This is a genomic window from Flavobacterium piscis (assembly GCF_001686925.1).
In the GTDB taxonomy this organism is placed as follows: domain Bacteria; phylum Bacteroidota; class Bacteroidia; order Flavobacteriales; family Flavobacteriaceae; genus Flavobacterium; species Flavobacterium piscis.
Map to the genome: position 1 here is coordinate 1 of NZ_LVEN01000017.1, position 13,799 is coordinate 13,799.

General features: G+C 33.1%; 16 protein-coding genes. 3 read left to right on the forward strand and 13 right to left on the reverse strand.

Features of this window, described 5'->3' with window-relative positions; genetic code table 11:
• Window positions 1-205 precede the first annotated feature (205 nt).
• Window positions 206-1,282: a peptide chain release factor 1 gene (gene prfA, locus FLP_RS09675; protein WP_065449322.1), complete on the forward strand. Its 1,077-nt coding sequence runs from the start codon at window positions 206-208 to the stop codon at window positions 1,280-1,282.
• A 585-nt stretch (window positions 1,283-1,867) separates the two neighbouring features.
• On the opposite strand, the gene FLP_RS09680 is transcribed toward prfA, so the two are convergent.
• From FLP_RS09680 to FLP_RS09725, 11 genes are all read right to left on the reverse strand, one after another.
• A complete protein-coding gene (locus FLP_RS09680) occupies window positions 1,868-2,239 on the reverse strand; it encodes a hypothetical protein (protein WP_065449323.1) in 372 nt (123 codons plus the stop codon).
• 22 nt (window positions 2,240-2,261) lie between these two features.
• Complete coding sequence (locus FLP_RS09685) at window positions 2,262-2,645, reverse strand: hypothetical protein (RefSeq protein ID WP_065449324.1); 384 nt, start codon at window positions 2,643-2,645, stop codon at window positions 2,262-2,264.
• Between the two features lie 35 nt (window positions 2,646-2,680).
• Complete coding sequence (locus tag FLP_RS09690) at window positions 2,681-2,965, reverse strand: YtxH domain-containing protein (RefSeq protein ID WP_065449325.1); 285 nt, start codon at window positions 2,963-2,965, stop codon at window positions 2,681-2,683.
• A 45-nt stretch (window positions 2,966-3,010) separates the two neighbouring features.
• Window positions 3,011-3,163 (reverse strand): lmo0937 family membrane protein, encoded by a 153-nt coding sequence (locus FLP_RS25260; RefSeq protein ID WP_109746162.1) that lies wholly within the window; start codon window positions 3,161-3,163, stop codon window positions 3,011-3,013.
• 33 nt (window positions 3,164-3,196) lie between these two features.
• Window positions 3,197-3,844 carry a porin family protein gene (locus tag FLP_RS09695; RefSeq protein ID WP_065449326.1) on the reverse strand — a complete coding sequence of 216 codons (648 nt, stop codon included), beginning with the start codon at window positions 3,842-3,844 and terminating at the stop codon, window positions 3,197-3,199.
• 67 nt (window positions 3,845-3,911) lie between these two features.
• On the reverse strand, window positions 3,912-4,484 hold the full coding sequence (locus FLP_RS09700) for a DUF4142 domain-containing protein (RefSeq protein WP_065449327.1): 573 nt from the start codon (window positions 4,482-4,484) through the stop codon (window positions 3,912-3,914).
• A 546-nt stretch (window positions 4,485-5,030) separates the two neighbouring features.
• On the reverse strand, window positions 5,031-6,815 hold the full coding sequence (locus FLP_RS09705; protein WP_065449328.1) for a sensor histidine kinase: 1,785 nt from the start codon (window positions 6,813-6,815) through the stop codon (window positions 5,031-5,033).
• Window positions 6,816-6,825: 10 nt separating this feature from the next.
• Window positions 6,826-7,275, reverse strand: a complete 450-nt coding sequence (locus FLP_RS09710; RefSeq protein ID WP_055098384.1) for a response regulator — start codon at window positions 7,273-7,275, stop codon at window positions 6,826-6,828.
• A gap of 21 nt (window positions 7,276-7,296) precedes the next feature.
• On the reverse strand, window positions 7,297-7,848 hold the full coding sequence (locus FLP_RS09715) for a helix-turn-helix domain-containing protein (protein WP_065449329.1): 552 nt from the start codon (window positions 7,846-7,848) through the stop codon (window positions 7,297-7,299).
• Window positions 7,849-8,005: 157 nt separating this feature from the next.
• On the reverse strand, window positions 8,006-8,191 hold the full coding sequence (locus tag FLP_RS09720; protein WP_055098382.1) for a CsbD family protein: 186 nt from the start codon (window positions 8,189-8,191) through the stop codon (window positions 8,006-8,008).
• Between the two features lie 107 nt (window positions 8,192-8,298).
• Window positions 8,299-8,772: a Dps family protein gene (locus tag FLP_RS09725; RefSeq protein WP_065449330.1), complete on the reverse strand. Its 474-nt coding sequence runs from the start codon at window positions 8,770-8,772 to the stop codon at window positions 8,299-8,301.
• Window positions 8,773-9,142: 370 nt separating this feature from the next.
• Here FLP_RS09725 and pyrF point away from each other — a divergent pair, with 370 nt between their 5' ends.
• The gene (gene pyrF / locus FLP_RS09730) at window positions 9,143-9,970 is read left to right on the forward strand and encodes an orotidine-5'-phosphate decarboxylase (RefSeq protein WP_065449331.1); all 828 of its coding nucleotides are present in this window, start codon (window positions 9,143-9,145) and stop codon (window positions 9,968-9,970) included.
• Window positions 9,971-10,289: 319 nt separating this feature from the next.
• On the forward strand, window positions 10,290-11,090 hold the full coding sequence (locus tag FLP_RS09735) for an ABC transporter substrate-binding protein (protein ID WP_065449332.1): 801 nt from the start codon (window positions 10,290-10,292) through the stop codon (window positions 11,088-11,090).
• A gap of 170 nt (window positions 11,091-11,260) precedes the next feature.
• On the opposite strand, the gene FLP_RS09740 is transcribed toward FLP_RS09735, so the two are convergent.
• Both FLP_RS09740 and FLP_RS09745 read right to left on the reverse strand, forming a co-directional pair.
• Window positions 11,261-12,181, reverse strand: a complete 921-nt coding sequence (locus tag FLP_RS09740; RefSeq protein WP_065449333.1) for a helix-turn-helix domain-containing protein — start codon at window positions 12,179-12,181, stop codon at window positions 11,261-11,263.
• 93 nt (window positions 12,182-12,274) lie between these two features.
• The gene (locus FLP_RS09745) at window positions 12,275-13,282 is read right to left on the reverse strand and encodes an aldo/keto reductase (protein ID WP_065449334.1); all 1,008 of its coding nucleotides are present in this window, start codon (window positions 13,280-13,282) and stop codon (window positions 12,275-12,277) included.
• Between the last annotated feature and the right edge of the window lie 517 nt (window positions 13,283-13,799).

Sequence of the window (13,799 nt, forward strand, 5' to 3'; positions counted from 1 at the left end):
ATAATGTAAAGATATGAGCCCTGATAGAAGTGAAAATCCTTTTGTGCCGGTGTTCGGCACAAAAGATTGGAACGGATAGCAGGAAACAGCTCCTAAAAACCACTATAATCAAACTAAAATTTCTAGCTAAAAAACACAAAAAATCAATACTAGAATTTTCAACAAAAATTTCGTAAATTTGCACTCCAATAAAAGGAATTAGAAAATGTTAGATAGACTTCAAATAGTAAAACAACGTTTCGACGAGATTTCGGATTTGATTATCCAGCCGGATGTTATTTCTGATCAGAAACGTTATGTGCAATTGAATCAGGAGTACAAAAACCTGAAAGCATTGGCTGAAAAGCGTGATGAGTATGTACTTGTGATGGCTAATATAGATGAGGCAAACGAAATTATTGCTGATGGAAGTGATGCAGATATGGTTGAAATGGCCAAAATGCAACTAGATGAAGCAAAAGAAAGATTGCCTGAACTTGAGGAAGAAATCAAGTTTATGTTGATCCCTAAAGATCCTGAAGATGCTAAAAACGTAATGGTCGAGATTCGTGCCGGAACGGGTGGGGATGAAGCGAGTATTTTTGCAGGTGATTTGTTTAGAATGTATACTAAATATTGTGAGAACCAGGGTTGGAGAACTTCGGTTGTTGATATGAACGAAGGAACTTCGGGTGGTTTCAAAGAGGTTATTTTTGAGGTATCAGGAGAAGATGTTTACGGAACTTTGAAGTTTGAAGCCGGAGTACACCGTGTACAACGTGTTCCTCAGACAGAAACGCAAGGTCGTGTGCATACATCTGCTGCAACGGTGATGGTTTTACCGGAAGCAGAAGAGTTTGATGTACAAATTGATATGAACGATGTTCGTGTGGATTTCTTCTGTTCATCTGGACCTGGAGGACAATCGGTTAATACGACGAAATCTGCGGTACGTTTAACGCACATTCCTACAGGATTGGTGGCGCAATGTCAGGATCAGAAATCACAGCATAAAAACAAGGATAAAGCGCTAAACGTTTTACGTTCTCGTTTGTACGAACAAGAATTGGCTAAGAAAGAAGCTGAAGATGCTACAAAACGTACTTCTCAGGTGAGTTCTGGTGACAGATCGGCTAAGATTCGTACTTACAACTACGCACAAGGTCGTGTAACAGATCACAGAGTTGGTTTGACTTTATACGATTTAGGAAATATCATGAATGGTGACATTCAGAAAATTGTTGCCGAGTTACAATTGGTAAACAATATGGAGAAATTGAAAGAGGCAAGCGAGGTTTTCTAAGCTGCTAAGGTTTTGAGGGGCTGAGGTTCTTAGTTTTTAGGAGCAAAGGCTTAGAGGTTCAAAGCGACAAAGGTTTTTGTCATTCTATAGCAATATAAAAAAATCCTGTTTCACAAGTAGTGAAACAGGATTTTTTTTGACCATAAGATAAAACATAGCCAGTGGTTTCAACCACTGGAACGCAATAGATTTAAAGGCAATTTATTGTAGCAATAAATTATCATGATTATATTGTGCATTCCTTTTCAAAGATAACCTCGCAATTAGTTGAAATATCTTAAAAACAAAAAGCCCCTGTTTTACTAATGCGAAACAGGGGCTTTTTTGGTTCAGAATTAAATATTATCATAAGTTTGCAAAGAAAACCTTAGCAGCTTAGAGACTTAGTCCCTCAGAACCTTAAAATATATAGTGAAGGATATTAACTGTTTAACCGTTTGTTTGTAAAACGTATAAAGCAAGTTAGATACCTAGAAATACTCTTGTATATTCAAAACATTTATATAGATTTGAGTAAACGTACACACCATTTTTTAATACTATTTCGCTTAACTTTTCCATAATACATAAATTTGAGTTAGACAATTACTCTCTTGATGATTCTTGTTGTGATGATTCCTCGTTTGGAGAATCATGATGTGGTTTTGAAACTAAATTAGTTACGACCAGTTGTAATAATGATCCCATAATGCCTTTGAACATCGAAGTGCTTTTACCAACTACAAAACGTTTTGCCAGATAACCTATCCCGATGCTGATGGCAGATTGTGCCAGATTGCTTTTGAAACCTACCGTTTCGTTGATTTCCTCTACGGTATTCCTGATTAGATTAAGCGGTTTTAAATTGTGCTTAATTTCTTCTATTTCGTCTTTAATAGAACACCACTCGGCGTCCTGTCGAATTTCTAATTCCTGGATCGTCTGATTTAATCCATCAATAGTATAAATAGTTTCCATAACAGTCTTTTTTAGTTATTAATTAATTAAAATCAGCTTTTGTATCATCCTTTTTAGTTTCTTTTAAAATACTGGAAATAATCATATTCCCAATAGGTGTTTTTATGATCTTATGCTGTAAAGTATGCATCAGGATCGCTACAATAAGGTAAAAAAGGGCTACGATAAAAAAACCGTAGTAATACTCCCCAAGTACTTTACCAAGCCATAAACTAATTCCTATATTCAGGAACAAGGTAAAAAATGCAACAACAGCTCCAACTGCTATTCTTGATGTTAATGTCGATAAAACATCTGCTACAGCTGCTACCGTTTTAAGCTTAATTAATTCTAAGCTTGTTTTGGTATAGTTTTCAGCTTTTTCATAAAGATTTAAGTTCTCCTCTGTTGTTGCATTTGATTCCATGATATAGGGTATTTATGGTTTAAAAATTTCACTCTTTAGTAGTTCGTTTTTACACTTTTTGCTTCATCTTTGATAGTGTTGAAGTCTTCTTTTGCCTGGTTGAATTTTGCTTTTCCTTCTTCGATAATATCTTTACCGTTTGAAGTAATAGTGCTTACAACTCCGTCAAATTTTGTTTTTAAATTATCTCCGTAATCTTTCGATTTATCTTTGATTTTTTTTCTTGTGTTAGACCCTTTGTCCGGTGCAAATAATACACCTATAAATGCTCCTGCAGCTGCAGCTCCTAAAATTCCTAATAATGTGTTACTCGTTTTCATAATGTTTGATTTAGTGATTAAAATAATTTTTTATAATGTTGATTTTTAAACTTCGCGACCTTTGATAAGTCTGAATAGTATTGCGATAATGGCAATTACCAATAATATATGGATGATACTTCCTAAGCTATAAACAAAGAACCCTAGAGCCCAAAGAATAACCAGAATTACCGCGATTGTATATAATAAATTTGACATGGTTTTTATATTAAGGGGTTAATAATTTATTTTTTAGTTTAACTTATACGAAAGGTATAATGTTAAGTTGCTGTTTTTAGCGTCTGGAAATGTGTATGTTGTTCCTGCAACAGTTCTTTCTTTTCCAACGGTAGTTAAACCATAGTTGTAACGAACACCAATGCTTATTGGGTCAAAGTCTACACCAACACCTGCTGCGATACCGGCATCAAACTTGTTTAAATCGTCTCTGTCAACTTCTTGGTCAAAATCAAAAGTTCCGTCACCAGTTACTTTAGAACTTACTAAGTAAGATGCATAACCACCGGCGTGAATATTAAAGTTTTTAGTAACATTTACTCTTACTAATAATGGAACTTCAATATAGTTCAATTTAAATTTTGTATTTCCTGATGCAAAAGCATTGTTGTATTCAAATTCAGCACCTTTTGTAGTGAACAAAATCTCTGGCTGAATAGCGATGAAATCTGAAATAGGTAAAGTTGCATAAACCCCGGCATTGAATCCGTATAATACATTGTTGTCATCTACGTCATCTCCGCTACCGTATAGATTAGACATGTTGAATCCTCCCTTTACACCAAACTCGGTATTTACATTATTGTCCTGAGCGTGTAGCATTCCAAAAGAAGCTGTTAAAAAAAGTGTTAAGGCGCATAAAAAATTTGATTGCATTTTCATAGTTAAAATAATTTAGTTGTAAAATAATTTAGGTCTCAATTTTTAATAATAATAGATATATAGGCATTTAATTAATCTCATTGTTGATCCTCTGCATTTCGCGTAGGATTTGATATTGTTCAGGTAAATATTGCAGTACTAATTTTAATATCGCTTTGTCATTTGTTTGCTTCGAAATAGATTCAAACAATCCAATTTGCTCTTTTAATGATTCTGAAACAGAATTGATATAAGCTTTATTAAAATTGGTATTACTGGCATCAATCAGTTCGTATAAATCTAATTTATTGTGTGTGGCATTAATTTCTGTAATAATAATGAGCTTTTTATTGGCCATTTTAGAAACATCCTGCAACAATTGATTCTGATTAATTTCTATTTTTCTACTCCACTCCTGTAAGGTAGAATCTGAACTTTTTTGTTGTGCAATTTGACTTTTTGAAATAATTGATTTTGTTACATTGGCAGTCGCAATAAAAAAAAAGGCTTCAATTTCTTCTTTTTCTGTTTTACTAAAAGTTTCATTTTTCAGTGAAGTTTCTATCGGATTATTTTTCTTGCATGACGTGATGCAAATTATAATTGTCAATAAAAATATTAGTCTAAAAATTGTAGCTTTTAGTTGGTGCGCTGCTTTCATTATTACTTCATAAAGTATTACATTACAAAGATGCTAACGAAACAAACATTTTGCTTTACAGCATAAAAAAGAATCTTTATATAATTCCCATAATAGGTTTTTACAGGTGTTTTATCCTTTAATTTTCAGGGGTTTATTAATTAAAGTTAACCGCAAAAAAAAAAGAAACCACAGTTATTTTGTGGTTTCTTTTTTATATTAAGGTATGTGATTGATGTAATTTGTTTTCTTACAGATTTCGTCTTAGTTTACAGTCTCAGTTTACAGTCTCAGTCTCAGTTTACAGTCTCAGTCTCAGTCTCAGTCTCAGTCTCAGTCTCAGTCTCAGTCTCAGTATTCGGTCTCGGTCTTCAGTCTTAGTATTCAGTCTCAGTCTCAGTATTCAGTCTCAGTATTCAGACTTTCTTAATAACTATAGGGATCAGTCTCATTAATGAGTTCTAGTTTTAAGTTTTACATTCACTGTGTACTGTGACTGTGTACTGTGACTGTGTACTGTGACTGTGTACTGTTACTGCGACTGTAAACTTTTTTAAAAGCTGAAAACTATTCAGGGAGAAATACCGTAAAAACAGAACCTTTATTAGGAGTACTGTCTGCTATGATGTGACCTTTGTGGTTGTCGACAATTTTTTTGCATATGGCTAAACCAATTCCGGTTCCGGGATAATCTGTTTTAGAATGCAGACGCTGAAATAAAACAAAAATCGTTTCTTTGAACTGAGGGTCAAATCCCATTCCGTTATCTGTAAAAGTAATTTTATAGAACTTCTTAATATTAGGTTCTAATAAATCAGGATAATCGCTTGAGTTTACTTTCTCGCTTTCAATCTTGATTTCGGGAACAGTATCAGGCTGACTGTATTTTAATGAATTTCCGATCAGGTTTATAAAAAGTTGTTCAATCTGATAGGGGATAACAGCCAGTTTAGGCAATTTCGAAACTGTAATAACAGCATTTTTTTCCTCGATGATTTCTGCCAGTTCCGATTCGGCATTTTCAAGCAGTTCGTTTAAACTTAATTTTATGAATTCTTTTTTGGTCGTATTCGTTCTCGAAAATAAAAGTAAATCATCAATTAGCACACGCATTCTTTTAGCCGAAACTTCAATTTTAGAAATGTAAGCTTTTGCACTATCGGACATTAGGGCTTTATCTGATTCCGGAATGCGCGAAACAAAAGTCTGAATTTTTCTTAAAGGTTCCTGTAAATCATGACTAGCAACGTGGTTAAAAGACGCCAACTCTTTATTGCTTTTTTCTAATTCTCTGTTACGTTCCTGAAGTTCTATATTTAAAAGATGTTCGTCGGTAATGTCAAAATTAATTCCCAGTAAAATTTTGCTTCCCTGTTTATCGGTCAGTAATTTTCCGGTAGATTTAAAATAACGTATTTCGTAATCCGGTCTTGTGATTTTGTAGTATACAAAAGGCAATTGTTTTTTCTCGACAATTCCGTCCATCGATTTTGCTACAGTAGCTTTATCATCAGGATGTACAAACTCAAGAAAAGTTTCTCTTTCAGGAACAAATGCATTGGGTTCAAAACCCAGTAAACGAAACTGATTGTCAGAGTAATCTATTTTATTAGAATCCAGATCCCATTGCCAGGTGCTGAATTTACCAATACTTTCAGATTCGGCCATTAATCCGCTTGAGATCAGAAGTTTTTTATTGTAAATTTTCAATCGCTCAAAATCACGACTAATTTGTCTGTAAGCTAATAAGATAAAAATTAGCGCTACTAAAAATAAAGAAATAGAAAATAGTGGACTTAAGGAGATTTCGGCAGCATAAATTTTGAGTCTTTTTGCCAGATAATTTTTCTCGATGTCGTTCATTTCGTCTACCTGAAAACGAATGTTTTCCATCAGGATTCGACCACCAAACATATGATTGTCGAGTTTTCTCTTATCATATGTTTTGGGATCGCTGTATTTTAAGCAATTTTCGAAAGAAACAAAACGCTGAATAATTAGTTTGAATAATTTTTCAAGATTTTTTTGCTGCTTCGGATTGTCGGCAGTAAGCTTTTTTAAGGTAATAAACGATGTATTAACTTTATCTCGCGAATAAATATAAGGTGTTAGAAAACGTGCATTTCGTGTTATGATATAGCCACGCTGTCCCGTTTCGGCATCCTTAATTGCCGACATTAATCGCTCTAATTGAATGTTTATTTCATACGTATGCATTACCACTTTACTGGATTCGTCTAAATCCCGATTGTGTTTGTAAGCAATAGAAGAAAGAAATAACAGAATGAAAACCGCGATTACAAAAATAACTCTCAATGAGTTTGAAGAATTAAAATTTGGTATCCATTTCATTGGTATGCTATTATTTTAGTCGAAGCAGGAAATTATCACGGTTTAAACCTGATGTATGGTAATGCCAGTTTACTGTCACGACTTCATTGATTATTTTTTTAAGTGTATTAAAATCACTTGGTTTTTTGATGTAAATATTAGCTCCCTGAATAAAGGTGTCTTCTATATCTTCTTCAGATGAAGAAGTAGAATAAATGGCAATAATAATATTTTTAAGATGTTCTGTTTTTTTGATTTCAATCAAACATTCCTTACCTGTTTTTTTAGGCATGTTCAAATCCAGAAATAAAATATCCGGCAACTTGGTTTCTGGATCCATTAAGTGGTCCATCAATTGCATTCCGTCATGAACAAAATCCACTTTTGTCTGAATTTTTATTTCTTCAAAAGCATCCTTAAAAAAAAGACGATCATCTTCATCATCATCAGCCAATAAAATGTATAATGCGTTTTTTTGCATTTTAGTATGGTATTATGGGTTTTATTTTAAATTTTCTCTACGTTTCTTAATTATTCTCTGAAAAGCCGATGGCGTAATTCCGGTTGTGTTTTTAAACTGTGTACTCAAATGGGCAACACTGGAGTAGTTGAGTAAAAAAGCAATTTCGGTTAAACTCATTTCGTTTATAATAATCAATTGTTTTGCTCTTTCAATTTTTTGTAAAATGATAAAGTTTTCAATAGAAGAGTATGTTACTTCTGAGAAAACATTAGACAAATAACCGTAGCTGTGATTTAATTTCTCAGCTAAAAACACAGAACTTTTATAATTATTGCTGTCCTCCATAAAAACAAGCTCAATTATAGCGTCCTTTATTTTTTGAACAAGAACACTTTTCTGATTTTCTACAACTTCAAAACCACACGGCAACAAATTATTTTTTAAAGATTCGAGAGCATCAGCATCAAGATTGTCCGCAATTTCAATTTCGCCAAATCCCAAAGTTGTAAAATTTACATTTTGTTTTTCCAGGTTTTGTTTCAAAAAAAGTGAGCAAATGGTGTTAATATCGAACTTTATAAATAGTTTCATTTTATAAAAATTTGGTTAAAGATAATTAATTTATTTTTGGTTATAGAGTTTAATGCTTGATAGCGATTTCGAACAGTGAAAAATTTAAATAAAATTCTCAAAAAAATACCGTCTAATATGTTTTACTAGACGGTATTTATACTTGATTTAGAAGGTCTTACAAATCAGCAATGATTTTTCTAACCTCATCTTTTGTTTTACCTAATTTTTGTTGAAGTTTTCCGTACATTTCGTCTTCTTTTCCTTCATCATACAATAAATCATCATCTGTTAGATCTGCATATTGTTGTTTCAATTTACCTTTCAACTCGTTCCAGTTTCCTTTTATCTCTGTAGTATTCATGATATTTTTTTTTAAGTATTTATAATATTGTAAATTTCCTGATTCTGTTTTGCTTTTTTGTTATATCAATTTTGCAAAGCGTTTCATAATTCACATTTTTGTATTTTCTATACTTGATAACGGCGTAAAACCCATGCCATTTTTTCGTGCTGCTTCAGCAAGCCTGTAACAAAATCAGCAGATCCGATATCATTACTGTCTTCTTCAAAAGCCGGAATATAATCTCTAAACTCCGTTACCAACTGTTCGTGGTTTTCTAATAGTTCCTCCAACATATGTTTTTGTGAAGCATATTCTTTTGGGGATTCTTTAAGTGTCGAGTTATCGATAAACTCTTTCATTGTACCAATCGTTTTTTCTCCCAGCTGGCTAATGCGCTCTGCAACTTCATCGATATTAGCTTCTAAAATTCGGTACTGATCCTCAAACAATTTATGAAGTTCCATAAAACTATTCCCTGAAATGTTCCAATGAAACTTTCTGGTTTTTACATATAATGTCATTTCGTTAGATAAAATCGTGGCTAATATAGAAGTACTTTTCTTTAAGTTTTTTGGCGTTATTCCGATATGTGGGGTCATAATTGTTTGATTTATTGTTGTTTATCAAAAATAGATAAGAAGCTTTTGGTTTTTCTTACATAATTTGTTCAAGATGTTACATGAATTCAATGTTGTGTCAATTGTTTAGTTTTGCTTCCATCGAGCTAATAAAATAATTTTAATTTTTAAGTTTCTCAGGGATTTGGTACTACAAAAACTGTTGCGACAAATAAAACAGCTGCAGGAAGAGCAGAAAACAGAAGAACAGAAATTGTTTACTTAGGTAATTAATACCCCTAAACTGAATATAAAACCAAAAAGACATTTGTAATTGAATGGCTTTTTTTATTTTTGCGTACTTCTAAAAAAGAATCACTTTTGATGTCTTAGAAGAAATAAAAAAACAAGAATGACAACACAACAACTACACGAACAAATTCTTTTAAAAAAATCATTTTTATGCGTGGGGCTAGATCCTGATCTAACCAAAATTCCGCCGCATTTATTAGAAACCGAAGATCCTATTTTCGAATTTAATAAAGCCATAATCGATGCTACACATGATTTGGCTGTGGGATACAAACCCAATACTGCTTTTTTTGAAGCATACGGAATAAAAGGATGGCTTTCATTACAAAAAACAATCAATTATATCAATGAGAATTTTCCTGAAATCTTCACTATTGCCGATGCAAAACGTGGCGATATTGGGAATACTTCGAGCATGTATGCAAAAGCTTTTTTTGAAGATTTAAATTTTGATAGTGTAACCGTTGCACCTTATATGGGGAAAGATTCGGTGGAGCCGTTTTTGGCTTTCGAAAACAAACATACAATCATGTTAGCATTGACTTCAAATGAGGGTGCTTTCGATTTTCAGACTTTAACTACCAACGGAAAAGAATTATACAAACAAGTTTTAGAGACTTCTATAACATGGAAAAACAGTCATAATTTAATGTATGTTGTGGGTGCGACAAAAGCAGAATATTTTGCCGATATCAGAAAGATTGTTCCGGATAGTTTTTTATTAGTTCCGGGAATTGGCGCTCAGGGCGGAAGTTTATCTGAAGTGTGTAGATATGGGATGAACGATAAAGTGGGATTACTGGTAAATTCTGCAAGAGCGATTATCTACGCCTCAAAAGGAACTGACTTTGCTGAAAAGGCCAGGGAAGAAGCATTATTAGTACAAAAAGAAATGGAAGAGATTTTAAGTTTGAAGTTTCAGGTTTAAAGTTTCAGGTTGCTTTACTTTGAGAATAATTTTACCACAGAGTTACACAAAGTTTTTCACAGAGTTTCGCAAAGAAGTTTTACCGCAAAGGGAGCAAAGTTTTTTTCGCAAAGTTTCGCAAAGATTTTTTAATTGCTGTCTAATAAGTAGTCAAAGTTCACAAAGCTTTACGCATATCTTTGTGAGCTTTGTTGATAGAAAATAACTTTCCGCAAAGAATATAAACTTTATTTACTTTGCGAAACTCTGTAAAAAACTTTGTGTAACTCTGTGGTAGAAAAACACAATCCAACAACTTGAAACAAAAATAACCTGAAACATGAAACAATTCCTCGATCAGCTAGGTACTTTACATTCTTTTGAGAAAACTCCAAAAAGAATCATTTCGTTAGTACCTTCTCAAACCGAATTGCTGTTTGATTTAGGTTTAGAAGATAAAATCATCGGCATCACTAAGTTTTGTGTACATCCGTATCATTTAAAATCGACTAAAAAGATTGTTGGCGGCACGAAGAAAATTCATTTCGAGAAAATAAAATTATTGCAGCCTGATATTATTATTTGCAATAAAGAAGAAAACACGCCTGAAATTGTCGAACAATTAAGTACTATTTGTCCGGTTTGGGTAACGAATATTATTACTGTAGAAGATAATTTTCAGATGATTTCAGATTTCGGACAGCTCTTTAATTGCCGAACCGAATCTCAAAAATGGAACGATAAACTGGCTTTCGCTTTAAGCGATTTCAAAAAATATACTGCAGATCTTCCGATACAAAAAGCCGCCTATTTTATCTGGAAGAACCCTTTTATGGTGGCCGGAAAAGATACGTACATCAATGAATTATTAAAACTGAATCATTTTTCGAATATCTACGAAGACAAAGGTCGTTATCCTGAAATCGAGCTTAAAAAAATGCGTCTCGAAGGCGATCCCGATATTGTTTTCCTTTCATCTGAACCGTATCCTTTTAAAGAAGAAGATGCTTTCGAAATTGGACGTTTTACACATCACGCCAAAACAATCTTTGTAGACGGTGAAATGTTCTCCTGGCATGGAAGTAGATTATTAAAGGCATTTCCATATTTTAAAATACTTCACGAAAGATTGAAAAATTAGTTTCAGATTTATTGGATTTAGATTTTACCACAGAGATTCACAAAGTTTTTTCACAGAGATTCACAAAGTAATTTTTTTTCCTTTGTGAAACTTTGCGTAACCTTTGTGAATCTCTGTGGTAGAAAATTAAGTTCAACAGTCACACACAGTAAACTTGAAACCTTAAATCTTTAATTAAACGAACTTCTGAATTCCAAAGGCGAAACATTGGTTTTACTTTTGAATAATTTATTAAAAGACTGTGGATACTCAAAACCCAATTGAAAAGCCGTTTCGCTCACACTTAAGGAAGTTGTTGTCAGTAATTCTTTTGCCTTTTCGATAATTTTATTGTGAATATGATGCTGTGTACTTTGTCCTGTTAAGGAACGCAGCATATCACTTAAATAATTGGGAGAAACATTCAGTTCGTCTGAAAGATAAGCAACTGTCGGTAATCCGAATTTCTGAACTTTGTCACCTTCAAAATAATCAGATAACAACGTTTCTAATTTGCTTAAAAGAGTATTGTTGACACTTTTTCGGGTAATGAATTGGCGGTTATAAAAACGGTTACAATAATTAAGCAGCAGTTCGATGTGTGAAACCATTACATCCTGACTAAAAGCATCGATAGAAGAACAATATTCCTGTTCGATATTTTTCATGATTCCGGTAATCATAATTTGCTCTTTATCAGAAAGATGCAAAGCTTCGCTAACAGCATATGAAAAATAGCCGTAACCTTTTATGTTTTTGGCCAAAGCATAGTTTTGAATAAAATCAGGATGAATCACCAACATTGCCCCATAAACGGCGGTATCAACACTAACTTCTGTAGAAATTACTTGTCCCGGTGACATAAAAGTCATGACACCTTCATCAAAGTCATAGGTATTCTGTCCGTATTTCATTTTTCCGGTAAAACCTTTTTTGATGCAAACGGTATAAAAACTGTAAATAACACTTTTTAGATTGTCATCAAAATGGCAGGTTATTTTACTTAAATCTACAAAACTTACTAATGGATGTTCTGGTTTTGGAATTTTAAGTAAAGAATGTAATTCTGATATGGATTGAATTGTATAAGGAATATGAACTTCTTTTTTCATAGCAAAATATTTAAAGCAATATATTAAAACAATATAAAAACAGGAAAAGCTACCGTAAAGATAACTTTTTCTAAAGTGATTTGTTTAAGTCAATTATTGGTCAATTCCAGCCATATTAGCAGCATCATACCTGTCGCCGGTTGGTGTACCAAGCGGAATAATCGTTTCTAAACGATTCATTTCGTCCGCAGAAAGAATCATTTGCGCAGCGGCGATATTTTGTTCTACATATTTTACTCTTTTCGTTCCGGGAATGGCTAAAATATTTTTTGATGCAATCCATGAAAGTGCCAATTGAGAAGCCGTAATTTGTTTTTCGTTGGCCATTTTCTGAATTTCATTTACCAATTCAATATTTTTATAAAATTGTTCTCCCTGAAAACGCGGAATTGTTTTTCTGAAATCACTATCATCAAAATCATCCGGACTTTTTATATCTCCCGAAATAAAACCTCTTCCGAGTGGCGAATAGGCAACAAAACCAATTTCCAGTTCGTTTAGCGTATCTAAAATACCGGTTTCCTCAGCAGTTCTTTCAAATAAAGAATATTCTGTTTGTACAGCAGTCAAAGGATGAATTTGATGCGCTCTTTTAATGGTGTCCGAAGAAACTTCAGATAATCCAATGTAACCTACTTTTCCTTCTTTTACTAAATCGGCCATTGCCTGTACAGTTTCTTCAATTGGGGTATTTGGGTCAAGTCTGTGCAAATAATACAAATCGATATAATCAGTTCCGAGGTTTTTTAGAGAACGTTCTACCGCTTTTTTTACGTACTCTTTTTTACCATTAAATTTCCAGGTAAGCTGCTCGTTATCCTCAATTTCATAACCAAATTTTGTAGCAATACTATAAGCATTACGATTGTTTCTTATGGCTTTTGCTACTAATCTCTCATTCAATAAAGGCCCATATAAATCCGCTGTGTCCAGAAAATTTCCGCCTAACTCAAGTGATCTGTGAATGGTTGCAATGGCTTCTTTTTCATCGGCTTTGCCATAAATATCCATTCCTGCAATTTGAGTCATTCCCATGCAGCCTAAACCAATATTTGGAACAATAAGTCCTTGATTTCCTAATTTAATTGTGTTGATACTCATAACTTCTCTTTTAAATTTTTAGTTTGAAAATTATAAGGCAAAGATCCATGAGTAATAGTGATATAAAGTATCTAAATCTCGTGTAGTTGTATCCAAAATGAGGGAAGAGTTTTTAGTTTATTACTTTGAGCTTAGTTTTACCACAGAATTTCACAGAAATTTTTCACAGAGTTTCGCAAAGTTTTTTATTATTTTATAAGAAGCCACAGTTCACATAGCTTTGCGTTGATTAAGCTTTGAGAACTTTGCCTACTTATTATATTATGAAATAAAACTTTGCGAAAGATCTTTGTGTGCTCCTATGTTTGCAAAGTTAATTTAGAAATTTTTACTTTTTTAAATTTGCATTATTAAAGTGAAAAGGGATGAGAGTGCATTTGTGTCTAAATAGTTCTTAGAAACATATTCTCGCAAAGAAATTACCTCATTCTTTTTTATCTTTTAGAGTCTGAACAGAATGTAAGGAATTAAGCAATGCTTAATATCCAAATAACCACACAGGGAGAAAGACAGAGGA

Coding starts and splice junctions, on each gene's coding strand:
- prfA (WP_065449322.1), top strand. CDS start 206: ATGTTAGATAGACTTCAAATAGTAAAACAACGTTTCGACGAGATTTCG.
- FLP_RS09680 (WP_065449323.1), bottom strand. CDS start 2,239: ATGGAAACTATTTATACTATTGATGGATTAAATCAGACGATCCAGGAA.
- FLP_RS09685 (WP_065449324.1), bottom strand. CDS start 2,645: ATGGAATCAAATGCAACAACAGAGGAGAACTTAAATCTTTATGAAAAA.
- FLP_RS09690 (WP_065449325.1), bottom strand. CDS start 2,965: ATGAAAACGAGTAACACATTATTAGGAATTTTAGGAGCTGCAGCTGCA.
- FLP_RS25260 (WP_109746162.1), bottom strand. CDS start 3,163: ATGTCAAATTTATTATATACAATCGCGGTAATTCTGGTTATTCTTTGG.
- FLP_RS09695 (WP_065449326.1), bottom strand. CDS start 3,844: ATGAAAATGCAATCAAATTTTTTATGCGCCTTAACACTTTTTTTAACA.
- FLP_RS09700 (WP_065449327.1), bottom strand. CDS start 4,484: ATGAAAGCAGCGCACCAACTAAAAGCTACAATTTTTAGACTAATATTT.
- FLP_RS09705 (WP_065449328.1), bottom strand. CDS start 6,815: ATGAAATGGATACCAAATTTTAATTCTTCAAACTCATTGAGAGTTATT.
- FLP_RS09710 (WP_055098384.1), bottom strand. CDS start 7,275: ATGCAAAAAAACGCATTATACATTTTATTGGCTGATGATGATGAAGAT.
- FLP_RS09715 (WP_065449329.1), bottom strand. CDS start 7,848: ATGAAACTATTTATAAAGTTCGATATTAACACCATTTGCTCACTTTTT.
- FLP_RS09720 (WP_055098382.1), bottom strand. CDS start 8,191: ATGAATACTACAGAGATAAAAGGAAACTGGAACGAGTTGAAAGGTAAA.
- FLP_RS09725 (WP_065449330.1), bottom strand. CDS start 8,772: ATGACCCCACATATCGGAATAACGCCAAAAAACTTAAAGAAAAGTACT.
- pyrF (WP_065449331.1), top strand. CDS start 9,143: ATGACAACACAACAACTACACGAACAAATTCTTTTAAAAAAATCATTT.
- FLP_RS09735 (WP_065449332.1), top strand. CDS start 10,290: ATGAAACAATTCCTCGATCAGCTAGGTACTTTACATTCTTTTGAGAAA.
- FLP_RS09740 (WP_065449333.1), bottom strand. CDS start 12,181: ATGAAAAAAGAAGTTCATATTCCTTATACAATTCAATCCATATCAGAA.
- FLP_RS09745 (WP_065449334.1), bottom strand. CDS start 13,282: ATGAGTATCAACACAATTAAATTAGGAAATCAAGGACTTATTGTTCCA.